Here is a 26462-nt window from a genome sequence, read left to right on the forward strand (position 1 = left end):
AACAACACAAGGCCGACGAATTCACCCCAAACCGGCAGCGCCCAAGTAGCCGCAGAGAGGGCAACGAGATATTCGGCTTGGGGGGCGGAAACCCCGGGGCGACAACTTCGAAATCTGCCTTTTTTTGGGCAAACGGGGAATTTTCGAGTGCGGTGATTCGATGGGGATCACAGCCTTAGAGTTTAGCTAAGTGATTTTGCGATTTAGTTGGGTGATTTTAGGTGGATAGCAGCCTTAGAGGGGATTTTCTTCTGTCGCTTAGCTCGGTGAAATCACGGGGATAACTGCCTCAGAAAAAAAAGGGGGCGTCGGCCCCCTTTTCTAGATTTCGGTCTCTTTACGAACCTACGTGGGCGCCATCGCCTTCTTGGCTGCGGCTATTACTGCTGCTTTTGCAGCTGCTTTTGCTGCTGCCTTTTTGGTGGCAATTCTCTCCTCATGCTGGGCCAGGATAACCTCCCATTTTCGCTCCGGAATGGTCCTGTTTAGCCTGTTTAGCTGCAGGGCTATGTTCGTAACTGGATCCTCATGCCCGAAAATAGTTGTGGCGGCGATTCTGTTGTTGTCATAGATTCGCGGCATGATTTGTCGGCGCCTCTCCAGCAGATCGACGACCATCCCCATGACGAGCTTGGTTTCTTCGTGCGTATCCTCGAAACCCTTTGTTTTTCTGAGTTTATTTACCAACCTGTCCAGGCCAAGTCGCTCGTACCTCCAATTGGGGGCACCCTTCTTGATGCCTTGCTTGCCAATTTTGGTTATTTTCCACATGACAGGTTGAGGGACGATGCGCCCACTCCGCCTCGCCCATCGGATAGAAATTTTTCCGTCAGCCGGCGGCTGGAGTCGCTCCAGCAGCTCCGCGCCTACGTCGATGTGCGCATCAATCCACCGGAGATGCCGCATGATTTTCTCAAGCATCGATTTTCCTGCTTCTTGTGCCTCGCGACAGGAGTCCTCGCTCGAGAGCATCTCGTTTTCGAACAGCTCAACGTCTTCTTCTTCCATAGGTTCCTTTTTGGAAAAAAGCGCCCGAGGTGCATGCGCCTCGAATTTCCCATTATCAATCAGACGATGCGGATCTTCGGCAACAATAATGCTTAAAGCATACAGTAACCAGCGCTTAGTGTGAACAGGCCTCACGCATACACTTCATTGTTGAATTGCGTCGGAATCTGACCCAATGCGGTATTTAGTAAGTTAATCTCCGCATATTTAGCGGTATTTAACTTGCGGACGCGATGAATTGAGTGTCTAATAACCGCATGATAAGCGGAGAAAAACTTTATATCTGGCAAGCCAGCGACTGGCCCGATTGGCGCTACGATCTATCGGTACTCGCTGGGCCTTTGGCTAAGGTCAGCCACGCCCAAGGCGTCCTACTGGGAAGGTTGGCTGATGCCGGCCTGGCTTTGCGTGATCAAGCGAGTCTCGCGGTGCTCACCGAAGACGTGATGAAAACCAGCGAGATCGAAGGCGAAATGTTAGACCTTGAATCGGTGCGGTCATCGATTGCGCGACGTCTCGGCGTTGATATCGGCGCAGCCGCTCCGGTGGATCGGCACGTTGATGGCGTCGTCGAAATGGTACTCGATGCCACCTCTCATAGCCGAGAACCACTAACCGCTGAACGCCTGTTTGGCTGGCATGCCGCTTTGTTTCCCTCCGGATATTCCGGTATGAGCAAGATCGCTGTCGGGCAGTGGCGAGACGATACTGATGGGCCCATGCAAGTCATTTCCGGTCCCATGGGGCGGCGCAAGGTACATTTTCAGGCACCGCCAGCTAAGGAACTCAATAGGGAAATAGCTCGTTTTCTGACATGGGCAAATGGGAATACCGGTGAGCCTATGCTTATCAAGGCGGGGCTGGCACATCTGTGGTTTGTGACATTACACCCGTTCGACGATGGTAACGGTCGCATCGCCCGGGCCGTTGGTGATCTCTTCCTGGCTCGTGCCGATGGCTGCGGCCAGCGTTTTTTCAGCCTGTCCGCGCAGATTCAGCGCGAACGCCGCGACTATTATGATGTGCTCGAACACACGCAAAAAGGTACACTCGATGTCACCGAATGGCTGACATGGTTCCTCGATACCCTCGGCCGAGCCATTGAAAGCGCCCAGGCCACCTTGAATGCAGTCCTGGTCAAAGCACATTTCTGGCAACGCTTGGCTGCTACGCCGATCAATGAGCGACAGATCAAATTACTCAACCGCCTCTTGGACGGCTTCGAGGGCAAGCTCACAACCAGCAAATGGGCGGCCATCGCCAAGTGTTCTCCAGATACCGCGTTGCGAGATATTACGCATCTATTGGAACTCGGAATACTACGAAAATCATCTGGTGGTGGGCGCAGCACAGGATATGAGTTGGCCGCCTGATGAAGAGGTCCACGCCTGGGAAATACTTGCTCGCTATTTGGCGCAATCTTAGAGAAGAGCCAAAAGGACCACATGAACGAAAACACCTGGAAAGCCTGGTTTGACGGTGCAACCAAGGGAACAAACCCCGGGATCCGTGGTATCGGCGGTGTTCTGCGGGGACCTGCCGGTGAATTGATCGAGATCAGTGAAGAAATCGGACACGGCACAAACAACGAAGCCGAGTACACGGCGCTCATGGCCGTACTCGATGCTGCGATTCAGGCAGGAGTTGAAGACCTGATCGTCTATGGCGATAGCCAACTCGTCATCAATCAAGTCAACGGGGCGTGGCTCATTAAGGCGAAGGAATTGGTGCCCCTCTGCAAAACGGCAATCTCGCTCAAAGCTCAGATCCCGAACATCAAACTGTGCTGGGTGCCGAGAACCGAAAATGTGGAAGCAGACGCCCTCAGCAAGAAAGCACTGGGAGTGATCGAGCAGGACACCATCGATCGTGCGGTGTGGATGAAAATCTCCGAGATCGCCAAACCGTTCGGCCTCTCAGCCGTTGCGCTGGGCAAGAAAATGACCAAGGCCAAGCTGCGTGAAAACGGCAAACCAACAAAACTCGCCATCGAGAAAGGCGTCGTTCTCAGAGTTCCCAATAATTTTGGCCACGACGATTATTGGCATCGTCAGTTATTGCCTGCCGCCTTGAGAGAAGCGTTATTTCTGGACTGACCGTTGTGGGGACAGAAGGGGATCGTCATCAGTACGCCGGCCATCGCCAGTAAATGGGTCTCTCAGTCACGACGGTCATTCTGGCACCAGAAGGATGATCAAGCCGTCACACCCCCTCGATGTGCCTGGTGAGCGATCGGAATAGGGCGGGGCGCGTCGGGTCCTAAATGGGAGTCAGTCAATGGGAGTGTCCGCATGGCACATGCCATGCGTCTGCCAAAGCGATAGCATGCGCTTGCTATCGCCGCGTGCGGGCTACATTCAATTTCTTCTTCTCGGAACAGTCGGGATAATTTGAGCAGGCCATGAACGGCCCATACTGTCCGTTGATCACCCGTAACACTCCGGTTCCGCACGCTGGGCAGGGCTCGACCTCCGGGTGATTGCCGCTCGCCTTGCCACTTCGGTAGATGACGGTCCCGCGGTTGTGCGGTTTGAGCAGTTCCTGTACGAAGCGCGAAACCCGGGATTTTTTGGTGAGCACGTAAGTTCGGCGCTTGGCCCGAGTCAGCCCCACATAAAAAAGACGACGTTCCTCCGAATACTCGAACGTCTCGGGCACCGGCAGAACCAGATCGAGCAGTGGATCGTCAACGATCTCGCTGGGGAACGAATAGGGCCCCGAGATCACCCCCAAGAGGAAAACATAATCGGCCTCGAGTCCTTTTGACCGGTGTAGCGAGAGAAACTGGATCGTCAGTGCGCCGGCATACCGCTTCTGCCATGAGGTGAGCGACCCCGGACGGAGATGGTTGTAGCGTCCCAAGAGAAAGATTCTGAGGGAGCGCTGCTCCGTTTGGGCAATTCCCGCCAGCGTTTCGAGCTCGGCGGCCAAAACCGCTTCCACATCGTCATCGGCGCCGTACTCGAGAATTTGAATGGTCGCTTCCTTGGCGGTATCGATGGCCTGGACCGCTTTTTTCAGTTGCGATGGATTGGCCTGAATGAAACTCGCCGCGACATCGGTGATGCCCTGGTTCGAGCGGAATGTCCGGGTCAGGTAATTCGTGGCGGTCACTCCAAAGTGATGCGCAAAATTAGCCATGATGCCAATGTCAGACCCGGTAAACCGGTAGATTGACTGCCAGTCATCGCCAACAGCAAAGAGCCGGCAATCCGGATTTTGCGTGAGCATCGCCAATACTAGCTGGGCACGACCGTGCGCAATATCCTGAAACTCGTCCACAAGGATCAGCTGATAGGGGTGCTTGAATTTTCCCTCTCTCACGTAGCTCGTGGCCGTCCGGATCATGTCCTCAAAATCAATGCAGCGCAGCTCGGCAAGCTTCGCCTCATACGCCTGAAAAACCGGAACGACAACATCCAGAAACGCCCGCGCTCGGTAACGATCGCGTTGGCTGTTGGCCTTTTCGGCCAATGTGACCGGACTCAACCCACCGGACTTGCACAGGGTCATGAACGTGCGAATAAATCCGCCGTAAGAGGGCAGCTTTAACTCGGCAAGTCTCGCCAGAACCTCCTGCGGGGATCTCGGTTTGAATTGCTGGCCACGGGTTCTGAGCTCCGCTTCCAGATGCCGGAAAAGCGTACCGGCCCGATACATGGCGCTGGTGGTCTCGATCAGGTCGGTATGCTTTTCGCTGTGAAGCATTCTCTTCCAGCGGACACCTTCTTCGTAGTCGCCCTTGAAGATGGCAGGTGCTTTGCCGTTATCGTCGAGCGCAAAGTGTTCGTGATAACTGTCGATGTCGGAAAAATAGAAATCCGGGTGGTACTGGCGATGCTGCTGATCCGCCGTGTCGTACTCGTAGGTCCTTTCGTATTCGTAGGGAATACCGTTCATGAAGAGCCAGTTGGCAATGGCGACTTCCTCCATGGACTTGACGAGCTCGCCATTCAGCGAACGGATGCCCTTGTGTCCATCTCTTTCTTCCCCAACCTGGCGAAGGTAAGCGTCATAGTCCTGTCTCGTCTGGAAGCGTGGCAGTTCCTTGTTCGGCCTAAAGCAAACCGCCTGAAAAGTGACCCATTTTTCGAGGAAACTACGGTCGGTGGTTGCCAGCGTATGGATCAGTTCCTCAACGATAGAGCCTTCGCTATCTCTCGTTTCATTCGCCCAGGGCGCCAAATCCGGCTTTTTGCCTTCGACGGCCGCGATAATGTCCAAGCCGAGTCGATGGAATGTTCGGGAAGTGACTGAGCCACGGCCCGTCAGTTGCGCCGCCAAACGCGTGGAAATGCGGGTATCCAATTCCTCGGCCGCCGTCTTGTTGAAGGCCAGTGCAAGTATTTGCGCTGGCGAACAAAATCCGGTTTCGAGGGCATAGCCGATCTTGGCCACCACGGTTGAGCTCTTCCCGGATCCAGCCGCGGCGATCAGTAGGCTACGGTCTTCTGAAACAATCGCCGCACGTTGTTGCTCGTCTGTGAGGGGCTGGCTCTCGACCGCGTCGAAAAACGGCTTGAGCCGTTTCATCTCGTTCGCCACAAAACGCTCATTCCGACGGGCCAACTCCAGGCGCTGGCCGGTAAGAACATCTTGAAGACGCTGAATATCGCTCTCCAAGTCACGGGGGAGGAGAGCCTTGTCGAAATAGGGGTGCTTCAGTAGCTCAATCAGCTTACGTATTTCGAGATTTTCAGAAGCCTGGCTTTGACCCCAGAGATGAAGATCTCGATTCGCCAGATATCGTGGTTGCTCGTAAAGCGCCTCAAGATTCGCAATGACTGACGTCAGAAACTGGGCTGAAGGAGCGGCTAAACGGCTAAGCGCCTGACTGATGACCTTGCGCAATTCGTTTTGAAGCCGAATTGACTGGCCCCGACTGACTCCACGCAGCGTTACGACGGAGGACTCCGCGTTAAGACGTACTGTTGCCCAAAACAGGCCCTTCTGCACGCTAACCGTTTGGATGGATGGCAATGGAATTGTGGCTATTCCCGTTGCACCTGCCTGAATGACAACAGTATCCCCGCTGAACACCAGCGTCCAATGGTCAGACCTAGTAAACAGCTTACCGAAGAAACTCGGTTTGAATCCCATGCCTAGATATACCTTCGTCGTATGATGAAATTCTACAAGCATGACAACATTAAGACTACCGCCATGACCATGACAATATCCACGAAATTTTAGTTCTCGCAAAGAGGCTCATTGCGCTGTCGGAAGATCAACAGTGTGAGTACGTTTACGGCAGCGGTGCACCGACGATAAACGGCTGGAGCGCCTTGTTCTCATGGATGAACGCTACAAACCACGTAATAAACCACTGTCTTAAGGGAATAGTCGTGCTGACTAGTTCAACAATTTCATCCTATGCCGAGCGCAACTCAGACAATCGACATCTACCAACCGACAAGTGCGTTAGACGCGATCTCCGACTGGCACAATTTCGAGAGATTTTTGTCAGAATAAAATTTCCCTCTTGCATATCGCAATAATACAGGAGCATCATTACTGAGTTTTGTTACATTCATTTGTCAATATGGGAGTCTGCTATGAGCATAAGAATTACCTGCATCAACAAAGCTGGCGGTTATCACGAAAATCCTCATGAGGCTATTAGCCGCTTCGGGTGGGTTAATGAAAGCACGAAGGCGACGGGGAAATCCGATCGTGAGTCTATGTGGAAGTTTGTACATGAAGGTAACGAGGCTTATGTCAAAGACGTCCGAGGGAACGTGGCAAAGTTGGTCGCTAAAACCAATAGCAGAGGGACTCGGTATCTTCAGACCGTTTCGGATGGAAAACCATCCGACAATCTGTTGGCATTGCCAGAGTGTGGATAAGAAGGCGTATATTTTTGTCTATTGAGGAGATTTACATGGTCGACAATTTGAAAATCAAGCAACCGCAAGATCCAACCAAAATCAATATTCATGAAACATGGGAACTTGACTATTGGAGTAAGAAATTTGGTGTGTCCAAGGATAAGATCATTCAGGCTGTTAAAGCTGTCGGACCTTCAACAGCGCAAGTTAAGCAGCATCTTCGGGCCTAGTAGCTGTTTCTGCCTCAGCTACTATACTTTACCGTTTGGTAAAGGGGCGCTTGTAGATAAAAGCTGGTCTGGCTGAATTTGGCTTTTTGCTATTCAATAGAATGCGAATCCAATTGGATGGATATTGACTGGAGCCGATTCCCGGTGGTGGCCTTTATCGACGCGAACGTTGTGCTCGAATGTCTCGCGTTGGAACAATTGCCATGGCGGGAAATTCATGATGTAGGTCCCATCCTCGTGCTGCTAGTTCCCACAGTACTTCAGGAAGTGGACTCAAAGAAGAACAACGCACGCCTCGGCGACCATGCGAGGCGTTTTAACCGCACGGTTCGCCCTTTGCTCGGCGAACAATCAACTCTCACCATAAGAGAATCTCCCGCTCCGAGAGTTGAACTCGCGTTCGCCGATTGCGCTAAGATCGACTGGGAGCACTTTCAAAACCTTGACCGGGACGAGGCTGACTCCAGAATCGTCGCTCAGTCATTGTCCGCTAGCGGACCGCCGCCCGCGAATCGGGTGCTCATCAGCCAGGATATCCGCCCGTTGCATCTTGCACAGCTATATGGTCTTCGTGTGCACCACGTTGGCGAGAATTGGCTGCGCCCTAAAGAGAAATCAGAGGCAGAGAAGCGTGCGGATGCTTTCAAGCGTGAAATCGATGCCATGAAAAATGGTCAGCCCTTGCTATCGCTCTCGTTCAGCACAGATCAGGCTGTCGTCCCAGTGTTCCGAATTCGAGACCTGAGCCAGAAGGAACGGAGCGCGATTGTAGACACTATTGTTCGACTGAATCCTATGCAGAAGCAAAGTCGTGACATAGCATCCATCGACTGCCTTGGCGAATATGACTTCTCCCTCTCTGATCGTTATCAGCGCTGGGTAAGTCAAGTGATTCCGAAGTTTGCTGGAGCGTATGAGCGTAAGCTGGAACTGAACTTTGGGCATGTGGAAATAACGCTCCGAATTGAAAACGCAGGGAAAGTACCAGCGGAGTCACTGTTGATTCGCCTATCAGCACAAGGAGGCTTCCTCAACAGACGCTATGTTGTCGCGTCTCCCGCAGGCCCCAAGCCACCGGCTATCCGTCAAAGCCATATTGTTCCGCATCTCTTTAATCGGCGAGATTTCGGTTCCCCGATTAAGCCCGGCAAGCATGAATTTGTCACTTTGATGGAGCCGGAGCGTACATCCGTTGTCGAGATCGCCTGTGAAGATTTCAGGCACGGTTACGATTACGAGTACCGTCTTATAGCGTGGATCGATCCTCGCACAGAAATGAATTTCCAGCTGGAGGCTACGGTAACCGCAGCAAACTTATACGGCGAAGTCCGGGAAACCCTATCCATCGCGAAAGACGTGACCGAGCGTCAGGTCAGCGACCTCGTTGATATGGATACTATGCGATTCCTCCATCCACCTAGAATCATCCGCCAGTTGAGTGACGCGACAAATCCTCTGAGCCGCAATGATCTAGAATTCGACGGTACTGAATGGGATAGATAGCGCGATGTGGCCCAATAGCGCAGGAGAATCACCGATTCGTGATTGCTTTGACTTTGACGTTGCCTTCGACCACGGCCCACAAAAGCAAAAACCCCGGGATCCCGGGGTTTTCCTCGTCTAAGCCGCCCAAACCGCTTAGAAATCCCACACGTCTCGCGTGGTTCCAGCGCCGCCGACGACCACTCCGCGTCTACCCAGTTTCTTCAGCGCAGCGCTGTCCGCAGTAGGGATGGACGCAACCGCCCGCGCCACCTTTGCTTTCAAGCTAGTGACGACAGGTGTTCCTGTACCAGAACCAAGCGCAGGGTACGTTACCGCGCGCTGTAAACGAACTACTGCCATGCTGCTACTCCTCTGAATTCCGCATCAAGTATAGCTCTCCATCAGCGTTCCTGGCAACGGAGAGCCCCAGGCTCACGTAAAAATCGATCAGCTCCTCGATCGGATCTAGGAGCCGGACTTCCGGGAGCTGGATTTCTGCAGCATACAGCACCGCCAGGCTGATCATCGTGGCCGCAATCTGGCCGGCCAGCGGATGCGCTCCCGGGCGAGCTTCGAGCCTCGGGATACCTAGGTAATCCCAGCCTCGCGAAGGGCGCCCGATGGCGACGCCGAGCGGCTGATCGTCAAGCAGGAGGACAGCTTCGAATCGACACGGCTTGTTCACTATGCGCTGATGGATCTCTTTCCAATCCCAGTGAGGAAAATACCGGTCCGCCGCGGGCCACTTGGCGAGCTCATGGAAAATGCGCGGTGAAAAAGGAGCTACCGCCAAACCGGGCAACGCAAATCTGTCGCGTAACGCTTGGGAGAAGGTTTCGAACAATTCAGCGCGGATCACCGCGCAGTCGCGCTCTGGCAAAGTCATGCGAGCATTCTAAAAGAAGGGCTATCCCGCAGCAACAAAGCGGCAAAGCTTTTCAGCTCTGCCTGTTGATTGGCACGCAAAACCGCCCCCGTTTAATACTGGTGAGCATAGAATTCACCCGGTATGGACAGTCTTGTCCCTGCCATTCAAACCGGGACAGGTCGCGGAAACTGCAGAACCAGCGAGACACCATCGACCTCGTTACGCGCGTTCAAGGTTGCGTCCATGGCTAATGCATAAATGCGCGACGCGAAGAGCCCGAGGCCGCTGTTGCTAGGCGCATCACTGTCGGTGACCCCGAGGTCAAAAATTCTCTCGATGTCAGCGTCTGGGATAGGCTCGCCATAGTTGAAGACGGCTAGCTCGATTAGGCTACTGTACTCGGTCAACCGAAGTTCGATTTTGCTGCCGGGTACTCTAAAGCGCTCTGCGTTCTCGAGTAGATTGTCCAGGATCTGTTCGAGTTGCATGGAGTCCATTTGCACAAGGACCTCATGCGCTGGGCCGACGAACTTTACGCCTCTACCGTCTTCGTCGAGGTTATACGCGAAGCGCTGCAGCCAATCTGCCAGATTATGGGGGGACGTCGCAACATCGCCTGAGCGAAGCCCGTCTTCCACGCTGGTTGCCGCGTGAAGAGCTTCCACCGCGCGTCGGATTCTGGCGAGTTTTTGCTGAACAGCCTCTTGGCCCTTGGTCGTATTTACCAAGGATTGCAGCGGTGCCCGAATCTCGTGCCCGATGGCGTCCAAGATTGCCTTGCGGTTCTGCACATGAGCTTCAGCTAGTCGTAACTTCTCGGCTCGCAGGAACTCCTGCTTACGCTGGCGTTTTACCAAGTTCGCGTCCCTCGATCGGCTTCGGGTGAGCAAGAGATAAAAAACGCGTGCGAGAGTGCCATTTTCGCTTCGTGCTGAAAACTGCTTCAGGTCACCACCGCCGCTCGGTCGAACGGTCATTGCATACGCCACTGCACGAAGCCGTCTCAGCTTCAGAACATTGTGCCCCCAGTAAAAAGCCAAGATCGCGATGAGCGCAACAGCAGCGGAAATCCAGGTAAATGCCCGCGTGGCAAGATCTGGCAACGTAAAAGGAGTAGCAGTAAGAAACGCACTTGCGTTCCCGAACCCGTTAATCCGGACTGTCTCGCTGGCTTGAACAGGTGCGCTCTGAAGTACTCCTTTGGAGATTATGAGCTCGGACCAGCTGTCCGCGATGTTTTGCCACCATCCGTCCAATCGGGTGGATGACTGAGTAATAGCGGCTTCATCTGAGCGCCAGATAACTCGCCTTTTTCCCCCTGTACCAGGGGATGTCACCTGCAGCGATGCCCGCGATGGAACTGCCGCGAGGTACGCCTGCGTCAAGGACGCAAGCGGCGTTCCTTCTTTACCCGGAGGTACGTCGAAGAGAATGGAGGTCTCGGAATCGGATTCAGCTTTGTCATAGATCTTCACACCTATGGCGATTCTCTTCAACTCCGCAGACGGCCACGGATCTTCCATACTGGCGGGATGGAGGAAGGATGCATCCAGACGTCCCACCACAGTCACAAAGTTCCGTGGAGCGCTTCCATTTTCTTCTACTTGACTCTCATATGCTTGCCCGCTCACAAGTCGAGACGAAAACCCTCCTTCACTTGTCGCAAACCCGGAGATCTCATGGACTTGCTCGAAGCGTGCGAGCTGTGACGGATAGCGAGAGCGAGCCAACGGTGGCACTTGGTAGACCAGGGTGAGTCGGCTCTCACGATGCCCATTGAAAAAGAGCACCACGCGATTCACCTTAGTGAGTTGCCGGCCAGCGCGGTGGCGTTCAATCTTATTTGATGGGTACCGCAACGAAAAATAAACATAACGTCCGGCTTGGTCACCAGGAACAACGGCGAAGCATGCCCTCAGATTCCCCGCCAGCGCTCCCTCTCTGCGAGAACCAGGGTACTCGACTTGGCACGCGCGGGGTGCTTCGAAGGTAATGTCACCAGTGTTGAACGCCTTAGCGTTGCCCGTCTGTAGCACGTAGGAAAAGAACGATTGCCGCAGCGTTACGATACGCAACGGGCGGGAGACTGCTGAGAAATCTACAGGATTCTCGAGAAGCGACGATCCATCAGGCTCGCGTGTGCGCAGCAGGAATTGTGCAAGTTGCCCCTTCAATTCAGACGCCTGCACCCGCTCCTCTTTTCGACTCGCGGAGGTACTAATGTCAAAGACCGCTCCACCTAAAACGGCGATAAGGAGGGCCAGCAGGACGACGGTGCCAAGTGTAAAGTCCCAGCTTCGCAGGCGTTGAAGCCAACGTTTATGGTTCGATTTTCCAGCGATAGCCACGGCCAGGCTCGTTCTCAATTTGTTCGAAATCTGGGTCGACCTCGCGGAACCTACTCCGCACGTTTGAAAGTTGCGTCGCGATTGCCTTTCCCGTCATTCCAGACTTGAGATTCTTCACGAGATTTCGCGTCTCCACCACACTACCGGGACGCTCGATCAAGCACTGAAGAATGCTGAGCTGCGTCATCGTTAGGGGTACAGGCCGTCCTTTCCACAGATATCTGTTCTTGCGCTGAGGGTCGGCGGTGAGACCATCCGGCAAACCCTGTTGCGTGGTTAAATCCTTGCACGCGTCTGAATTCGACCAGTCAAGCGCGTGTTCAATCTTGTTAATGAGGTCCCCCTCATCGACCGGCTTGGCAATGAAGTCGTAGGCGTGCAGCGTGAGTGCCAAGTTCCTGAGGTTGTCCTCTGGCATGCCCGACACAACGATAGTTGGCCAGTTCGCGCGGATGTCACTCAACAACCCTAGTCCGGCATATCTGTTTTTTGCGCCGGCTCCGAGTTCGATATCCATAATGACCAAATCGAACTTTCCCTCCTTCAACAGAACCTCAGCATCGGCCTTGTTGAAGGCCTGCAACACTTCCGCATCGAACGATCTCTGAATCAAGACCTTCAAGCTGTCGCTGTCTTCGCGTACGTCTTCGATGATGGCGATGCGTGTCATAGTTAGCCTCGATAGAGGGGGCTTAGAAAACTCGAAGCATCGCACGTCCACGCAAAAGATTCGAGGATGTTCGGTTCAGGTTTCGTAATCACGTGCCGGCTGGGATACGAAACCCTGGATGATTCCTACGAAATCATGTCATTTGGCGGCCGGCGGACCAAACACCTGAACCGTCGTTCAACCAACCCTTTCCAGCCTTCTGACACACTTCTATCCATCGAAACAGCAGCCTCCAGTAACGGACAAGACAGATTTGAACTCTCACACTAAATCGCATCGAGTGCGCACTGAAGACCTTCCCCACGGCATCTCCGCTATCCGCGATCTGCCTCACCATGACTTCCACCCGATGTTGGGCAGCATCATCGCAGCCAAAGCCAATAAGGAGCTGCAGCCTTCGCAGGCCTTCTCGAATTTCGCCTTGCGCCCCAAGCTTTCCCCCTACGACCACGTCTCACAACGCCTGCCGCACGTTGGCTGGTCAGCCTCTATTTGCGGCCTTCAGGAGTTCTTCCATGGCTGAAGCAGAGGTTCCGACGTTTCACATTCTGGCGCTCTCGGGCGGTGGATACCGGGGGCTGTACACCGCTACGGTCCTCGCTGAGCTGGAGAAGGTGCTCGGCCGCCCCATCGCGTCCCATTTCGACTTGATCTGCGGGACATCGGCCGGAGGGCTGCTTGGTCTGGGGTTGGCCGCCGAAATTCCGGCCGAAGAATTGAAGGCGATCTTCGAGACCCACGGCAACAAAATTTTTGGTTGCCGCTCACTGTGGCGTCGTCTGACCGGCTTTTGGTGGAAAGCCAAGCATTCTTCTGATGGCCTCCGGGCCGTCCTGGACGAACGCTTCGGGGAGCAGACCATCGGTGACCTGAAGCACCGCGTGCTCGTGCCCGCCGTCAACTATTCGACTGGCCGTGGTCAATTTTTCAAGACACCACACCATCCGACTTTCGAGCTAGATCACCGTATGAAGCTGACGGATGTGGCTGTGGCCACTGCAGCTGCGCCGGTGTATTTCCCCCTCTCTCGTAACGAGCGTGGAGTCTTTGCTGACGGAGGACTGGTCGGCAACGCCCCCGGTTTCTTCGGTCTGCACGAGGTCAATACTTTTCTGGCAAAGGGCATCCCGAAAACACGGGTGCGTGTTCTGGCAATTGGCACCATGACTATCGGCGCGACCGTGCGTGGTGATGCCAACCTCGACCGTGGTTTTGCGCGGTGGAGGGGAGGGCTTTTCGACCTTGTCATCTCGGCCCAAGAGTCGTCCGTGGACTACATGCTGAGACAGTCCCTTGGCGATGACTACTTCCCCATCGACGACAAGGCCACGCCAGACCAAAGCCGGGACGTGAAGGCCCTCGACCGGGTCTCAATCGCGTCGACCAACACCCTCCGTGATCGGGGCATGCACGCTGTACAAAGGGCGCTTGGTGATCCGAAATTCCAACCGTTTCGAGCACATTGGGCCGCCGCTCCGACGTTCTTCCACGGCCCAAACAAGAATTCCACGACCCTATCGGAGCCGCAACATGCTTAACCTCACTGCTCTCTTTCACACGACCGACTTGAACGAGCCGAACCTGCTGGATTCGCTCGACCTGCGCCCTAGCGACAGGATCTACCTCGCCCAGGCTAAGACCGACGTTCGCAACTGTCTGCGGGACGGCATCCCGAAGATGCTTCAGGCCGCCGGCTTCGCCGAAAAGGCTCCGACGCCGCGCTTCTTCACCCAGGGATCGTGGGCATACAAGACGCTGAACGCGCCGGCACAACATCCCCAGCAAGCTGACGTCGATGACGGCTGCTACCTGCCGCTGAGCTTCGTCAAACAGACCAAGCGCCCGAGCGCTGCAACGGCCATTTTCTTCAAGGCGGCCGAGGCCTGCTTGGCGGATTTGTGCCTAGAGAAGGGCTGGACACTCATTACCGACAAGCCGTCGACCTGTGTTCGGATCGAAGTGACGGAGACGGCACACATTGACGTCCCGCTTTACGCCATCCCGGATGATGAATTCCTGACCCTTGCCAAGGCCGCAATGGCGGCCTATCACACGTTGGATTCGGCCGAAGCGGTGCGCCTGGCGGAGCGCGATTCCTGGTCGAAGCTGCCCAGTGATGTCGTGCTGCTGGCTCATCGTGAAGAAGGCTGGTGGGAATCGGACCCCCGTCCGGTCAAAGACTGGTTCGAAGACCAAGTGCTGGCCCGTGGCGAGCAGCTGCGTCGCGTCATTCGCTACCTCAAGGCCTTCCGCGATTGGCAGTGGCCCAGCGGCGGCCCTGCGTCCATCCTGATCATGGCCGCGGCCGTACCGCTGTTCGAGCGCCGGCACGGTCGCGACGACCTTGCTCTTCTGGATGTTCTGGTGGGCCTTCCTGCCGCGCTGCGCGCAGGCGTAATCAATCCGGTCAATGACAAGGAATCGCTGACCGAGCGTCTCGGCAAGGACAAGGTTGAGGAAGCTGCGCGCGAACTCCAGCGCTTTGAGGGTGTGCTGCGCGCGTCACTCCATGCGTCGAGCGAAAGCCAAGTCTGCATCTGGATGCAGCAAGAATTCGGCCAGCGGTTCCCGAATCGCCCGCATCGGATCAAGGTGGTATCTGTCGCTGCAACGGTCGCCGCAGCGCCGGCGGTGGCAGGTGCGAGCGAGTTGGTGGGACGTTCGAAGGCTGGCTGATGTCCTCTGACGAACTGATCGCCGATGTGACCGACAGTCTTCGCCAGCGCGGCTTTGATTTCAAAGGCCGCTCCAATGATGGCTGGTTTGTCTACCGTGGCACTCTGGATGGCGGGAGTAAGATCTTTGCGTGCGAGCTTCAGGTCGCCCCGAATTTCAGCGAATACCCGAGGGTGCGTCTGCTTGAGCGCCCCCTTGGCCTGCCGCTAGTGGTGCCGCACCTGGGCGCGGACTGCGACATCTGCTACATCGCCCGAGGCACCGTTGTTCTCGATATTTTCGATCCGGCTGGCCAAACCCTTGCTTGCCTGGATCGAGCCACTGACGTCTTCCAGGGCATCCTTGCGGGCAAATTCTGCGACGATCTCGAGGATGAGTTTTATGCATACTGGACGGGCATTATCTGCTTCGTCGACTTGCGTGACGCCCGCCTTGGACAACAGATACTGAAGGCGGTCAAGAACGGGCCGAACACCTACCCGGTAGTGACTGACGACCTGCCGCGAACCCAGTCCAAGCTGAAGCAGCTCGGCTGGACCACGGTCGATTGCGCCGCTGTGACGTACCGAGTCAAGACGACGACGAAGCCCAGACCACATAACATGCGCTGGCCTATCGAAAACGTGCAACAGTTGCTTGAGTGGCAAGGGCTCCTCGACAAGCGGTGTCGGAAAAAACTTCAGGAACGCATCCAGCAAGCCCGCGCGACCAAGGCGCTGTCAGCGATCTTCATCATCGAGTCGCCGCTCATGACCTACGGCGCCTGGGTTGACTTAGGGAACGAGTCGCCTTCGCAACGAGGCGCGCGGCAGAAGAAGATTGCGCCACTGTTCTCTCTTCCCGTTATTCCGCTGGAGGTGATCCGTTTGGACGAGCAATACATGGCCGAGAGGAACCAACCTGGCCGCAAAACCTTGGCCGGGAAGCGATTGGTCTTGGTCGGCTGTGGAACTATTGGCGGCTACCTCGCTGACCTCCTCCTGAAGGTCGGTGCCGGCACTGGCGGTGGGAGCCTTGAGATGGTCGATTTTGATGACCTGAAGGCGCAGAATCTTGGGCGCCATCGGCTCGGGGTCTCGGGGCTTTTCAACAACAAGGCTGTCGCGCTGAAGAGAGAGTTGGATGCCTTCTCGCCAGGCGCCAACATCGCGGCCACCCCGCGGGACGTGCGCGAAATTGAGCTTGGCGCTTTCGACTTACTCATTGACGCCACAGGCGAGGAATCGTTGGGCCATTGGTTGGCACGAAAGTACCGGCATGCAGCGCTCCTGACGGTATGGATCGAAGGACCGGGCGTTGCTGTTCGCGGCGTGATAAGGGCCAACGAAAAGGGTGGATGCTTTCGTTGCCTTTGCGATGCCAATCGGGCCGGACTGCTGCAGGCTGTGGAGGGCGAAATGCCAAAGCTATTGGCGGGCCAAGGATGTGAGGGGCTGTATGTCCCATTTCCGGCAACCGTGTCCCTGCAGGCGGCGGCGCTTGGTGCCGAGATGGTCAGTTCTTGGGTCAACAACGATGATGCGCCGACTTTGCGTACGAGGGTCCTCGATAGCCGGTTCCAGAACGCAACACCGGACTGCAACCTTCTGAAACATTCGGGATGCCCTGCATGCAGTTCGTAAGTGGATGGACAACGCTGGACAAGCGAATCCTGGTCAACTTCGACGACAAGGTTCTCGATGTGTTCCGGCAGCACGTGCAGTGCTTGGTTAGTGATGCCGAGGCTGGCGGCCTGCTTCTTGGCGAGGTCCGGGGCTGGCATCTAAACCTTGTCGACGCAACCTTCCCGACCGCCGGGGATCTGAGGTCACGGTATTCGTTCGAACGGCTTCCGCAAGGTCATGCGGAAGTCGCACAGAAATTATGGAGCAATAGCCAAGGAGCGGTTAGGTACTTGGGCGAGTGGCATTCGCATCCTCAAGACCTCCCCATTCCGTCTGGGATCGACCGGTCAGAATGGAGGAGATTGGCTTCTGAGCGGAAAGACAAACGCCCCTTCCTTGCTGTCATAGTAGGCAGGGCAGGCTTGCACGTGGAACTGGTGTCATCGAACGCGGACGGCCGAGTCTTGCATCCATGCACATAGTTGCCATCACCGTTCAACTTGGAGATGTGCGTCTAGTCCGGTCGTTGATCTAGTCCGCGCGGAGCTCGATTTTCTTTGGTTCTTCCGGCGAAACATTGGTTGGCGTAGGGCAACAGAGCCTTTGGCGCCTCGTTTTTTGCGAGATGCCTTTGCAAGCGCTTGGCATAGTGATACTCAGGCCAATCGCTCGACATCAATCAACGCAATTTCCTATGGCAAGTTTCCACATTCGCTGAAACCCCGCCATGGTGCCGAAATACCTCCCTTCGATGTCTTTGCAGGCCATCGGGTAGTCATCGTTGTCGAAAGCGAAAATAGCAGGAGTGGATACGACTATCGCTTTCTGCGGCAGCTGGAAAACAATCCCCGACGGATTGGAGAGCACCTCCACTTTCGACGAAGGAATGTCGGCTCCGAACAGTCGATGGGAGTTGCGAGAATCACGGCACTGGCGCAGCCATTCAGCATCACCGTTTTCGTCAATCACAGAAAAAAGGACGCGGCCTTGTGAGCAAAGGAGCTGCATAGATCTGGTCTTGTCCTGTGTTTCTGAAATGGCAAGAACGCCTTGGGAATTCTTTGGAGTGACAACTCGCCAGTCGGTCCATCGGCCGGGTTCATAGGTCACGTGAAGAAGTTCAAGCTCGCCCTTCTCAAGCCATCGCATTTCGGATGGACCAGCGTCAATCGAAAGAGCGATTAGCCGCAAGTCAACGCCCATCCGAGGCGAATAGAACAACAATCCGGCCATGAGCCGTTGTGTTGAATCCATGTCGACCCCGGTGAATTGCTTCATCGTCGGATTCGAGGCAGCCTGAGAACGATAAAAACGATGGATCCCTATCCGCGGGTTATCACCAACCGTGGATCTTCTAACCCCGCCTAGAAAGGCATAAAGGCACGCTGACGCACAAAAATCGGCTTCGGTGTCAAACTTCCTTTCTCTAAGCATGCTCCCCAGCCTAATCGCGGACTGCATATTTCCGCCGCTTGAATGGAAGCGAATCACCGAATACGGAAATCGACGATTTGAGCTGAGGAAGGCAAGAAACTCCTTGTCTGTGTTCTGGGTGAAGTCCCCGCGAGCTTCGACCCAAAATCTGCATCCGTCGGGGTCTCAGCACGCCTCTTTTGCGCCTCCGTGGGAGAACTCCATGGCCTCCGCCGGACAAGCAACACAAACTGCCAAGAATGCTAACAACAAGAGTCGCGATTGCACGAGAAGTCCTCGCTCTTATGCCAAGTCAAGACAATGGCATGGTAGTCTATCAGATGGCGAGATTCACAAACGATTGCTGCTTGAAGGCCATTGGCGACCATTGGCATACATGACGGGGAGACAAAATGCCCATTCTTGACGAAGTTCAGACTAGCCGTGCTCTCAAGGCGCTTGATGCGTACTTAAAGGCACCTCCCAGTAAAGAGACGCTCAAGACGCCTCTGGAAGAAAGCGCCGAACTGGATGAAAAGCGCATCTCCCTAATAGCCAAAAGGCTGCTGCCCGTACTCACTCAATTCCTCAATGGGCAACTCCCGCTTTCCGAGTTCAAGCCGGAGGTCGACAGAATCAACAAGCAAAACGAGTTGTGGGGTTTCAAAGGGGTTAAGGGACAAATGTTCTTCAACCTGATCTACAACGCTTGCCTGGATGAGAATGAATTGGTTGCGGAACTGATTAGTGCTTTGCCGGCGCCGCCCGATGAAAACAGTGCAAAGAGCAGGATCCGCAATTTCGCAAGTTATGTCCGCCGCATCGGAGACGACCATGTCGCCAACGGAAATAGCAAAGCCTCCCGTCCGAAACCGTCGAGCATCCCATTCTTTCTGAGTTATTTCTGGCAGATCCAGGCACCAGACAAATGGCCTGTTTTCTTCACAAACAGCGTCCGGGCATTGTCCGATCTCAATTTATACCAAACGGCAGACGATCTTGCCGATGCCTATATCGACTTCGCCCGCCTGCATGCTGAGCTTCAACAGCTGTTTTCGAACAGGCTGAAAAAGGCTTTCTCCTTGTACGACGTTGAGCACGTTTGGTGGAACGTCGGTCAGGAAAAACAACTCGCACTGCCGATTAGCGCGAGTGCTGCTGAAGTCAAATCGCTTGATGTACCGCCAACGGCTAGTATCGATCACCTTCCGGATAGTTACGTACCGCCAATCATCAACATCATTCCCCTGCTGGCGAGTAACGACGGGACTCTTGAACTAGCAGCGAAGGCGTCTGGCACAAGCGTGCCTAGAGCCTTAGAAAAAAGCGTACACGCAGCATTCACCATCCTTGGCTACGAGACCCAGCTGCTTGGACAGGGACAAGGGCGAATTCAAGACGGCTTAGCCTTGGCCAACGACTATTCGTACGCGATCCTCTGGGACTCTAAGGCCCGGCAAAACGGCTATTCCATGGGAACTGACGACCGGACTATTCGCGAATACATCACCACACAAAGCCGCGAAATCAAGCGTCGAAGGCACCTGCGCAACCTCTACTACGTCCTCGTCTCCAGCGGTTTCAATGACGAGTTTGACGATCTGATCCGCGGTCTAAAGATGGAGACCGAAGTCAGTGAAGTCATCCTGGTAGAGGCAGAGGCGCTAGTTGTGATGGTTGACGCAAAATTGCGCGATCCGAATCAACTGACGCTTGGGCCTGACGGCCTGCAGAGAATTTTCAGCAGAAGTGGCCTGCTTACCGCCCAGGATGTGAAGGAAGAACTCGGGTTGGTGTGATCCGTTTTTCCTGATTTTTCTTTTTCGCGCGCAACGCAAAGAGGCCGAGGGCAATCCCAAAAATAGCGATGAGAAGGGCGAAAATCTGCGGCCTGCTCATCGCTCTTGGTCCATTTGGGCCGCCAGATCGAGAAGTGACGCCGCCATCAAGCGAGGTTCGTCGCCCCAGCCAGGAGTGTCGCCAGAGAAAGCTTCTTGCAGCAAAGCCTCCGACTCCGCGGAAAGGGCGATCGGTTCGATTTTTTCGAGGAAGTCAGTGATGGCCATCGTCGTTAATTGGCCGTGATTTTTTTGAGAATTCCTCGGAGTTCGCGAGCGCCGGGTGGTGCCTCGCCGTAGGACCATCTGCTTTCCGCCACAGACCAGCCAAACTGATCGATTTCGCCACTTGCTGTGGCCATGGTTTCGCCGCGACGCTTTTTCCTCGCGAAAACGTTCACCCAGTCCTTGTTTCGAGAAACTGTGAGCAACACCGGTTGCGATTTCGACGGGGAAATCATCAGCGCTTCGACCGGGCCTCCTTGGTGGTTCTTGGCGATCGCAGCTTTCCACGGGTCGTCAGAGAAAGCTTTGGCGGCGTCGAGGCTTGCCATCAGATGCTTGCAGAGTCGGGACATGTGGTTTTTCGGGAAACCGCTACGGGTGGCGAAGTCGGGGCATGTGCAGGTGATTTCGCCAAGATCGATTTCGTAGGTGGCGTCCTGCGTTCTTGAATGGACGGTTTTTTTGCCGCTCGAAGAGAATGAGAATTGCAGGTCAAATACTTTCGCAGAAACGTCTTCTTCGGATGCTGTTTGGGCAGGGGAATGGTTGTGCGAGCGGCGTTCGACGACACGCTCCTCTTTGAGAGGTGCTTTGGTCCTTACCTCCGGCTCGCTCCTTTTTCCGAAAAGAAGAAAAACGACAAGGCAGAGAACGGCGACCAGGATGACGATTTCGAACACGGCACACCTCAACGCAAGAACAGGGCTACCTGCCAGAAAAGAGCTATAAAACTCCATGACGCGAAAAACGTCAGCAGCGGCATCAAGATCAACGCGGTCTTGCGCGAGGCCTTGGCAAACAGGCGGTGCAGAAACGCCACGATCCAACCCTGTGCTGCTAACACGACCACCGAACCGATAGTGATGAGCGTGCTGACAAGGAGCAGGATGCCGATGCCAGACTCGCCATAGCTCAAAAGCAACGGCCTTGTGCCGACAACGACGCCGGCATAGGCCGAAACCATGGAGGCATAGAGCGCCGTAGCTGGGACCTCGTTTTTCGAAATTTGGAAAAGACGATCGCACTTGGAATGACAAAACTAGGGGGCAGCTCACGAAACGGAAAAAATCGTACGCTAAGGCGGCAACTTGCCGACTCACCACTTGAAGTCCGGCCAATCCTGTCTGCCATCAACAAAGGCGTCGAAAGAGATAACGCCTTGTCGGAGGCCTGATCCCGTTTCGGCGAACAAGCTGTGCATCGGATCAAACGTCTCCATCACCTTCGGCAGCATCTTCAGCCGCTGTTTTGCAGGGAGTTCTATGAAATACCGGCAACGGCTATCGAGCACGGTATCAAGGTGTATGTAGGGAGCGCTTCCAATACACCCTATCCGATGGATAACTTCGTCAGCCGTGACCGGCATAGCTGCTCGTACGGCGGACTCAACGACGTGCTCCAACTCGAACATGATTGCTTGGTCGAGTTTGTTGGTCGGGATAAACGCCATTGCCTGCCGCAGCACTCCGACTTGTACCAAGAGTACCGGCCATAGAATTTCGACGCCATAGATGCGGTAACGGTCATCTTTGGAAACGCCGCGATAGTCCTGACTACGTTGTCCCTCAAACGCTTTGCGCACATCGTAGGCCAAACCCAGAACGAACCCCTCCTTGTCCTCGATGTAGTTGCTTTCCTCGACGATGTGATGAACAAACCCATGAAGCCGGTCCAGTGTGGGAAAGTCGCCCCAAAGCGCGACGCCGGCATGGTGCGGTGTAAGTTGGTACTCCAGCATATTGTTCTCCCTTGTTATCGATCCTCGCGGGTGTGCCACAGTCGCAGCACGTAGATTACGGACTCGTCAATCTCATAACGAATCTCGTAGTCCCCGACCAGAATCCGCCGCACCTCGCGCGGTTCGAACTGAAACAGTTGCTCACCGATGCGAGGACTGGTGAGCAGGACGGTCGGGGCCTTCACCAGTGCCTGAACTGCTCTCGCGGCGGCGGGATTGTTCAGTGGGGCCAGGAATTCGTGCAGACGTGCCAAATCGGCAAGCGCCTTGCTGGTCCATTTCAGTTCCATCAGCGCGGCACCGGTAGCGGCCGGTCAGTGCCAAGGCTTTCAGCCCAGGCCAACACAGCCTGGTGGTCGCTGACGCAACCGGCGTCGACGTCAGCCAGTGCTTCCTGCGTCAAACGATCGCGCTCTTCCTCTTGTGCAATCCAGCTTGACAAGGCTTGTTTCATAATCCAGCCGCGAGAGCGTTCGAGGCGGTCGGCCAACTGATCCACTTTCTCGGCGAGTGGGATGGGTACATGTGCAGTAAGCACACGGGTTTCAGCTTTGCGCATGATGTTCCCCTTGAACTTGGTGAATGACGGCCGGTAGGTTTGGGCACGATCCTTTTTGATGAGAGTTGATATTACACCAATCATAGTGATTAACATTGATTCGGTGAGGCAAAAATGTCAGATTGAGCTATACCCTAGCCGGATGTCAGGATAGCCCATTCGCTGGCGTCAGAATAGAGCCGAGTTTTAAATTTCTTGACGAATGCCGTGCAAGGTCATAGATTTCTGCCTGACACTCACAGATCGGGAGGTATCTTGCAGGGGCATCGTATCGGCTACGTCCGCGTCAGCAGCTTCGACCAGAACCCGGAACGGCAACTGGAACAGGTCCACGTGGACAAGGTGTTTACCGACAAGGCATCGGGCAAGGACACGCAGCGTCCGCAACTCGACGCGCTGCTCGGGTTCGTGCGTGAAGGCGACACGGTGGTGGTGCACAGCATGGACCGCCTGGCGCGCAATCTGGATGATCTACGTCGCTTGGTGCAAGGCCTCACGCAACGCGGTGTGCGCATCGAGTTCGCCAAGGAGCACCTGACCTTCACCGGCGAGGACTCGCCGATGGCGAACCTGATGCTCTCGGTAATGGGTGCGTTCGCCGAGTTCGAGCGCTCCCTGATCCGCGAGCGACAGCGCGAAGGCATCGCGCTCGCCAGGCAGCGCGGGGCCTACCGGGGCCGCAAGAAGGCGCTCACGCCGGATCGGGCGGCCGAGTTGCGGCGTCGCGCCGCTGCTGGCGAGAAGAAGGCGCAGCTTGCCCGCGAGTTCGACATCAGCCGGGAAACTCTGTACCAATACCTGAAAACGGATGACTGACCATGCCGCGCCGCAATTTGCTGACGCCCGCCGAGCGTGCCGGCCTGCTTGCCTTCCCGACCACCGACGATGAACTCATCCAGCATTACACCTTCGCCGAACCCGACCTGTCGGTGATCCGCCAGCGGCGCGGTAGCCACAACCGGCTCGGCTTCGCGGTACAGTTGTGCTACCTGCGTTATCCCGGCTTTGCCTTGCCTACTGAGGCAGAGCCGCCCGCGTCCCTGCTAAACATCGTCGGTCGCCAGTTGCGCATCGAGCCGGACATCTGGCCGAAGTACGCGCAGCGGCCGGAAACGCGGCGCGAGCACCTGTTGGAGTTGCAGGCTTGGCTGAAGCTGACGCCGTTCGCTGTCGCTGACTACCGGCATTTCGTTCATCAGCTCGCCGATCTGGCGCAGCAGACCGACCGGGGTATCGTGCTGGCCGAAGCGCTGATTGAGTTGCTGCGGCAGCAACGCATCATCCTTCCGACCGTCGATGTCATCGAGCGCGTGTGCAGCGAGGCGCTGACACGTGGCACGCGCCAGGTCTATGAAGCGCTCACCGCGCCGCTCGGTGATTTCCACCGCCGCGCACTCGATGGCCTGCTGGCGATCCGAGAGGGCACTAAGGGCAGCGGACTGATCTGGCTACGCCAGCCGCCCGGCCCGCCGAAGCCCAAGCATGTACTGGCCCACCTGGAACGGCTGAAAACCATTCGCGACCTGGTGCTGCCGGGCAGCCTGGAACACGCCATTCACCAGAACCGTCTACTGAAGCTCGCCCGCGAAGGCGGACAGATGACAGCCCAGCACCTGCGCGACCTGGAGCCAAACCGTCGCATTGCAACCTTGGTCGCGGTGATCCTCGACACCCGTGCCACGCTGATCGACGAAATCATCGACCTGCACGACCGTTTCATGGGTTCGCTGTTCAGCAAAGCCAAGCGCAACCATGCCGACCGCTTTCAGCAGTCCGGCAAGGCGATCAACGACAAGGTGCGGCTGTACTCGCGCATCGGACGCGCCCTGCTGGAAGCCAAGCAATCAGGCAGCGACCCGTTCGCCGCCATCGAGGCGATCATCCCCTGGAATGTATTCAGCGAAAGCATCACTGAAGCGGAGACGCTGGCCAGGCCGGAAGACTTTGATTTCCTGGCTCTGGTCGGTGACGGTTTCACCCAGCTCCGGCGCTACACTCCGACCCTGCTGGACGCACTGACCATGAAGGCCGCGCCGACAGCGCGCGAACTGCTGACCGGCGTCGAAGTGCTCAAGGGAATGAACGACCGTCAGGCGCGCAAGGTGCCGGACGACGCGCCCACGTCGTTCGTGCGCAAGCGCTGGGAAAACCTGGTACACACGGAAGATGGGCTGGATCGGCGTTTCTACGAACTATGCATTCTGTCCGAACTGAAGAACTCACTGCGCTCCGGCGACATCTGGGTACAGGGATCGCGCCAGTTCAAGGATTTCGAGGATTACCTATTGCCGCCGCCGCGATTCGCGGCGCAACGTGACCAGCGGGAATTGGGCCTGGCTATCGATACCGACTGCGACCGCTTTCTGAACGCTCGTCTTGCGCTGCTGCAAGAGCAACTGGCGACAGTCGAGCAGCTGGCCGCTGCCAACGAACTGCCCGATGCGGCCATCACCAGCACCGGGCGAATCAAGATTACGCCGCTGGACAATGCCGTGCCGGATGAGGCCGAGGCGCTGATGCAGCAGGCGTACAGCCTGCTGCCGCACCTGAAGATCACCGAACTGCTGCTGGAAGTCGATGGCTGGACCGGCTTCAGCCGCCACTTCAAGCACCTCAAGAGTGGCGCGACGGCCGAAGACCAGCATCTGCTGCTGACAACCATTCTTGCCGATGCCATCAATCTGGGTCTCTCCAAGATGGCCGAGTCCTGCCCCGGTGTAACCTACGCCAAGCTGACGTGGTTGCAGGCGTGGCACATCCGCGACGAAACCTATTCGGCGGGTTTAGCCGAACTGGTCAACAGCCAGTTCCGCCAACCCTTCGCCGCCTACTGGGGCGACGGCACCACGTCGTCATCGGACGGCCAGAACTTCAAGGCTGGCGGCCGTGGCCAGGCTGCCGGTCAGGTGAACCTGAAGTACGGTCAGGAGCCAGGCGTGCAGTTCTACACCCACATCTCGGATCAGTACGCGCCGTTCCACACCAAGGTCATCAACGCCACGGTACGCGACGCCACCCATGTCCTGGACGGGTTGCTGTACCACGAATCCGACCTGCGCATCGAGGAGCACTACACCGACACGGCGGGCTTCACCGATCACCTGTTCGCGCTGATGCACCTATTGGGCTTCCGCTTCGCCCCGCGCATTCGCGACCTGGCCGACAAGCGCTTGTATATCCATGGCGATGCCAAGCAATATCCGACGCTCGCCGGCCTGATCGGCGGTAGCGTCAACGTGAGGCACATCCGCACCCACTGGGACGAAATCCTGCGGCTGGCAGCCTCGATCAAGCAGGGCACCGTGACGGCTTCCCTGATGCTCAGGAAGCTCGGCAGCTACCCGCGCCAGAACGGCCTAGCCGTGGCCTTGCGCGAGCTGGGGCGTATCGAGCGCACGCTGTTCGCGCTCGACTGGATGCAGAACGTCGAACTGCGTCGCCGCGTGCAGATTGGCTTGAATAAGGGCGAAGCGAAGAACGCGCTGGCCCGCGCCGTGTTCTTGAACCGGCTTGGTGAAATCCGTGATCGCAGTTTCGAGAACCAGCGATACCGCGCGAGCGGCCTCAATCTGGTGGTGGCTGCGATCATCCTGTGGAACACGGTCTACCTGGAAAGGGCAGTCCAGTCGCTACGCGACTCGGGCAAGAACATCGACGAGCGACTGCTACCGCATCTGTCGCCGCTGGGCTGGGAGCACATCAACCTGACCGGCGACTACATCTGGCGGCAGAACAAGCAGGTTGAGCAAGGCAAGTTCCGGCCGCTGCGAATGCTCGGCGAGGCTTAGCGTACGATTTTTTCCGTTTCGTGAGCTGATCCCAAGCATCCCGAGACCGACAGATTTTCCTAAGCCCTCGGGGCTCCAGGTGATCGCCAGGAGGGCAGCAAGAAATTTAGACTTGGGGGGCGGGGCTCCCCGACCTGCCCGGAACCCAAGCACCCCGAGACCGACAGATTTTCCTAAGCCCTCG

The 26462-nt window shown here is 56.1% G+C and carries 25 protein-coding genes; 13 read left to right on the forward strand and 12 right to left on the reverse strand.

Annotated features, from left to right (window positions below; genetic code table 11):
• Positions 1–345 precede the first annotated feature (345 nt).
• Positions 346–1008: a hypothetical protein gene (locus BLR25_RS10520; RefSeq protein ID WP_091937362.1), complete on the reverse strand. Its 663-nt coding sequence runs from the start codon at positions 1006–1008 to the stop codon at positions 346–348.
• 242 nt (positions 1009–1250) lie between these two features.
• Between BLR25_RS10520 and BLR25_RS10525 the strand changes: the two genes are divergently transcribed.
• Together BLR25_RS10525 and BLR25_RS10530 are read left to right on the forward strand one after the other, a co-directional pair.
• On the forward strand, positions 1251–2381 hold the full coding sequence (locus BLR25_RS10525) for a Fic family protein (RefSeq protein ID WP_245715527.1): 1131 nt from the start codon (positions 1251–1253) through the stop codon (positions 2379–2381).
• Between the two features lie 72 nt (positions 2382–2453).
• Positions 2454–3104 carry a ribonuclease HI family protein gene (locus BLR25_RS10530; protein ID WP_091937365.1) on the forward strand — a complete coding sequence of 217 codons (651 nt, stop codon included), beginning with the start codon at positions 2454–2456 and terminating at the stop codon, positions 3102–3104.
• Between the two features lie 238 nt (positions 3105–3342).
• Here BLR25_RS10530 and BLR25_RS10535 read toward each other — a convergent pair whose 3' ends face one another.
• A complete protein-coding gene (locus tag BLR25_RS10535) occupies positions 3343–6108 on the reverse strand; it encodes a UvrD-helicase domain-containing protein (protein ID WP_176785839.1) in 2766 nt (921 codons plus the stop codon).
• Between the two features lie 455 nt (positions 6109–6563).
• Here BLR25_RS10535 and BLR25_RS21945 point away from each other — a divergent pair, with 455 nt between their 5' ends.
• The 3 genes from BLR25_RS21945 to BLR25_RS10550 all read left to right on the forward strand — a co-directional run bounded on the left by BLR25_RS21945 (position 6564) and on the right by BLR25_RS10550 (position 8569).
• The gene (locus tag BLR25_RS21945; protein ID WP_091937369.1) at positions 6564–6854 is read left to right on the forward strand and encodes a DUF3892 domain-containing protein; all 291 of its coding nucleotides are present in this window, start codon (positions 6564–6566) and stop codon (positions 6852–6854) included.
• A 35-nt stretch (positions 6855–6889) separates the two neighbouring features.
• A complete protein-coding gene (locus tag BLR25_RS10545) occupies positions 6890–7066 on the forward strand; it encodes a DUF3606 domain-containing protein (RefSeq protein WP_091937688.1) in 177 nt (58 codons plus the stop codon).
• 117 nt (positions 7067–7183) lie between these two features.
• Complete coding sequence (locus tag BLR25_RS10550; RefSeq protein ID WP_091937371.1) at positions 7184–8569, forward strand: PIN domain-containing protein; 1386 nt, start codon at positions 7184–7186, stop codon at positions 8567–8569.
• A gap of 346 nt (positions 8570–8915) precedes the next feature.
• Here BLR25_RS10550 and BLR25_RS10555 read toward each other — a convergent pair whose 3' ends face one another.
• The 3 genes from BLR25_RS10555 to BLR25_RS10565 all read right to left on the reverse strand — a co-directional run bounded on the left by BLR25_RS10555 (position 8916) and on the right by BLR25_RS10565 (position 12437).
• On the reverse strand, positions 8916–9437 hold the full coding sequence (locus tag BLR25_RS10555) for a hypothetical protein (RefSeq protein WP_091937373.1): 522 nt from the start codon (positions 9435–9437) through the stop codon (positions 8916–8918).
• Positions 9438–9583: 146 nt separating this feature from the next.
• Positions 9584–11767 carry a sensor histidine kinase gene (locus BLR25_RS20990; protein WP_143009827.1) on the reverse strand — a complete coding sequence of 728 codons (2184 nt, stop codon included), beginning with the start codon at positions 11765–11767 and terminating at the stop codon, positions 9584–9586.
• A complete protein-coding gene (locus BLR25_RS10565) occupies positions 11739–12437 on the reverse strand; it encodes a response regulator transcription factor (protein ID WP_091937377.1) in 699 nt (232 codons plus the stop codon). The genes BLR25_RS20990 and BLR25_RS10565 overlap by 29 nt, the downstream gene beginning before the upstream one ends.
• Before the next feature lie 280 nt (positions 12438–12717).
• On the opposite strand from BLR25_RS10565, the gene BLR25_RS10570 reads away from it, so the two are divergent.
• Genes BLR25_RS10570 through BLR25_RS10590 form a run of 5 tightly spaced genes read left to right on the forward strand, consistent with a single transcriptional unit; the run spans position 12718 to position 17199 of the window.
• Positions 12718–12960, forward strand: coding sequence for a hypothetical protein (locus tag BLR25_RS10570; RefSeq protein WP_091937379.1), 243 nt, complete (start codon positions 12718–12720; stop codon positions 12958–12960).
• Positions 12953–13975, forward strand: coding sequence for a CBASS cGAMP-activated phospholipase (locus BLR25_RS10575; protein WP_091937381.1), 1023 nt, complete (start codon positions 12953–12955; stop codon positions 13973–13975). Before BLR25_RS10570 ends, BLR25_RS10575 begins: the two co-directional genes overlap by 8 nt.
• Positions 13968–15113: a CBASS cGAMP synthase gene (locus tag BLR25_RS10580; protein ID WP_091937383.1), complete on the forward strand. Its 1146-nt coding sequence runs from the start codon at positions 13968–13970 to the stop codon at positions 15111–15113. Before BLR25_RS10575 ends, BLR25_RS10580 begins: the two co-directional genes overlap by 8 nt.
• Entirely contained in the window at positions 15113–16735 is a 1623-nt protein-coding gene (locus BLR25_RS10585) for a ThiF family adenylyltransferase (protein WP_091937385.1), read from the forward strand. The genes BLR25_RS10580 and BLR25_RS10585 overlap by 1 nt, the downstream gene beginning before the upstream one ends.
• On the forward strand, positions 16723–17199 hold the full coding sequence (locus BLR25_RS10590; protein WP_091937387.1) for a Mov34/MPN/PAD-1 family protein: 477 nt from the start codon (positions 16723–16725) through the stop codon (positions 17197–17199). Before BLR25_RS10585 ends, BLR25_RS10590 begins: the two co-directional genes overlap by 13 nt.
• Before the next feature lie 193 nt (positions 17200–17392).
• Here the strand turns inward: BLR25_RS10590 and BLR25_RS10595 are convergent, their stop codons facing one another.
• Complete coding sequence (locus tag BLR25_RS10595; protein WP_091937389.1) at positions 17393–17995, reverse strand: hypothetical protein; 603 nt, start codon at positions 17993–17995, stop codon at positions 17393–17395.
• 548 nt (positions 17996–18543) lie between these two features.
• Between BLR25_RS10595 and BLR25_RS10600 the strand changes: the two genes are divergently transcribed.
• Positions 18544–19929, forward strand: coding sequence for a PDDEXK family nuclease (locus tag BLR25_RS10600; protein WP_091937391.1), 1386 nt, complete (start codon positions 18544–18546; stop codon positions 19927–19929).
• A 96-nt stretch (positions 19930–20025) separates the two neighbouring features.
• Here the strand turns inward: BLR25_RS10600 and BLR25_RS21265 are convergent, their stop codons facing one another.
• The 6 genes from BLR25_RS21265 to BLR25_RS10625 form a co-directional block, all read right to left on the reverse strand.
• On the reverse strand, positions 20026–20196 hold the full coding sequence (locus BLR25_RS21265) for a hypothetical protein (RefSeq protein ID WP_176785840.1): 171 nt from the start codon (positions 20194–20196) through the stop codon (positions 20026–20028).
• 5 nt (positions 20197–20201) lie between these two features.
• Positions 20202–20873: an SWIM zinc finger family protein gene (locus BLR25_RS10605; protein WP_176785841.1), complete on the reverse strand. Its 672-nt coding sequence runs from the start codon at positions 20871–20873 to the stop codon at positions 20202–20204.
• 8 nt (positions 20874–20881) lie between these two features.
• Positions 20882–21157, reverse strand: coding sequence for a hypothetical protein (locus BLR25_RS10610; protein WP_143009830.1), 276 nt, complete (start codon positions 21155–21157; stop codon positions 20882–20884).
• A gap of 132 nt (positions 21158–21289) precedes the next feature.
• Positions 21290–21931 carry a DUF6904 family protein gene (locus tag BLR25_RS10615; protein ID WP_091937397.1) on the reverse strand — a complete coding sequence of 214 codons (642 nt, stop codon included), beginning with the start codon at positions 21929–21931 and terminating at the stop codon, positions 21290–21292.
• A 14-nt stretch (positions 21932–21945) separates the two neighbouring features.
• Positions 21946–22221, reverse strand: coding sequence for a type II toxin-antitoxin system RelE/ParE family toxin (locus BLR25_RS10620; RefSeq protein WP_091937398.1), 276 nt, complete (start codon positions 22219–22221; stop codon positions 21946–21948).
• Positions 22221–22586, reverse strand: a complete 366-nt coding sequence (locus BLR25_RS10625) for a CopG family ribbon-helix-helix protein (protein WP_425438690.1) — start codon at positions 22584–22586, stop codon at positions 22221–22223. Before BLR25_RS10625 ends, BLR25_RS10620 begins: the two co-directional genes overlap by 1 nt.
• A 159-nt stretch (positions 22587–22745) precedes the next feature.
• Here BLR25_RS10625 and BLR25_RS10630 point away from each other — a divergent pair, with 159 nt between their 5' ends.
• Together BLR25_RS10630 and BLR25_RS10635 are read left to right on the forward strand one after the other, a co-directional pair.
• Entirely contained in the window at positions 22746–23306 is a 561-nt protein-coding gene (locus BLR25_RS10630; protein ID WP_091937400.1) for a recombinase family protein, read from the forward strand.
• Positions 23307–23308: 2 nt separating this feature from the next.
• Complete coding sequence (locus BLR25_RS10635; RefSeq protein WP_091937402.1) at positions 23309–26278, forward strand: Tn3 family transposase; 2970 nt, start codon at positions 23309–23311, stop codon at positions 26276–26278.
• Positions 26279–26462 lie beyond the last annotated feature (184 nt).

This window comes from Propionivibrio dicarboxylicus, from assembly GCF_900099695.1.
Lineage (GTDB): Bacteria > Pseudomonadota > Gammaproteobacteria > Burkholderiales > Rhodocyclaceae > Propionivibrio > Propionivibrio dicarboxylicus.

Bases quoted from the DNA above. Each gene is read 5' to 3' on its own strand.
- BLR25_RS10520 (WP_091937362.1), bottom strand. From the start codon at position 1,008: ATGGAAGAAGAAGACGTTGAGCTGTTCGAAAACGAGATGCTCTCGAGC.
- BLR25_RS10530 (WP_091937365.1), top strand. From the start codon at position 2,454: ATGAACGAAAACACCTGGAAAGCCTGGTTTGACGGTGCAACCAAGGGA.
- BLR25_RS10535 (WP_176785839.1), bottom strand. From the start codon at position 6,108: ATGGGATTCAAACCGAGTTTCTTCGGTAAGCTGTTTACTAGGTCTGAC.
- BLR25_RS21945 (WP_091937369.1), top strand. From the start codon at position 6,564: ATGAGCATAAGAATTACCTGCATCAACAAAGCTGGCGGTTATCACGAA.
- BLR25_RS10545 (WP_091937688.1), top strand. From the start codon at position 6,890: ATGGTCGACAATTTGAAAATCAAGCAACCGCAAGATCCAACCAAAATC.
- BLR25_RS10550 (WP_091937371.1), top strand. From the start codon at position 7,184: ATGGATATTGACTGGAGCCGATTCCCGGTGGTGGCCTTTATCGACGCG.
- BLR25_RS10555 (WP_091937373.1), bottom strand. From the start codon at position 9,437: ATGACTTTGCCAGAGCGCGACTGCGCGGTGATCCGCGCTGAATTGTTC.
- BLR25_RS10565 (WP_091937377.1), bottom strand. From the start codon at position 12,437: ATGACACGCATCGCCATCATCGAAGACGTACGCGAAGACAGCGACAGC.
- BLR25_RS10575 (WP_091937381.1), top strand. From the start codon at position 12,953: ATGGCTGAAGCAGAGGTTCCGACGTTTCACATTCTGGCGCTCTCGGGC.
- BLR25_RS10580 (WP_091937383.1), top strand. From the start codon at position 13,968: ATGCTTAACCTCACTGCTCTCTTTCACACGACCGACTTGAACGAGCCG.
- BLR25_RS10585 (WP_091937385.1), top strand. From the start codon at position 15,113: ATGTCCTCTGACGAACTGATCGCCGATGTGACCGACAGTCTTCGCCAG.
- BLR25_RS10590 (WP_091937387.1), top strand. From the start codon at position 16,723: ATGCAGTTCGTAAGTGGATGGACAACGCTGGACAAGCGAATCCTGGTC.
- BLR25_RS10595 (WP_091937389.1), bottom strand. From the start codon at position 17,995: ATGAAGCAATTCACCGGGGTCGACATGGATTCAACACAACGGCTCATG.
- BLR25_RS10600 (WP_091937391.1), top strand. From the start codon at position 18,544: ATGCCCATTCTTGACGAAGTTCAGACTAGCCGTGCTCTCAAGGCGCTT.
- BLR25_RS21265 (WP_176785840.1), bottom strand. From the start codon at position 20,196: ATGGCCATCACTGACTTCCTCGAAAAAATCGAACCGATCGCCCTTTCC.
- BLR25_RS10610 (WP_143009830.1), bottom strand. From the start codon at position 21,157: ATGGTTTCGGCCTATGCCGGCGTCGTTGTCGGCACAAGGCCGTTGCTT.
- BLR25_RS10615 (WP_091937397.1), bottom strand. From the start codon at position 21,931: ATGCTGGAGTACCAACTTACACCGCACCATGCCGGCGTCGCGCTTTGG.
- BLR25_RS10620 (WP_091937398.1), bottom strand. From the start codon at position 22,221: ATGGAACTGAAATGGACCAGCAAGGCGCTTGCCGATTTGGCACGTCTG.
- BLR25_RS10625 (WP_425438690.1), bottom strand. From the start codon at position 22,586: ATGTTAATCACTATGATTGGTGTAATATCAACTCTCATCAAAAAGGAT.
- BLR25_RS10635 (WP_091937402.1), top strand. From the start codon at position 23,309: ATGCCGCGCCGCAATTTGCTGACGCCCGCCGAGCGTGCCGGCCTGCTT.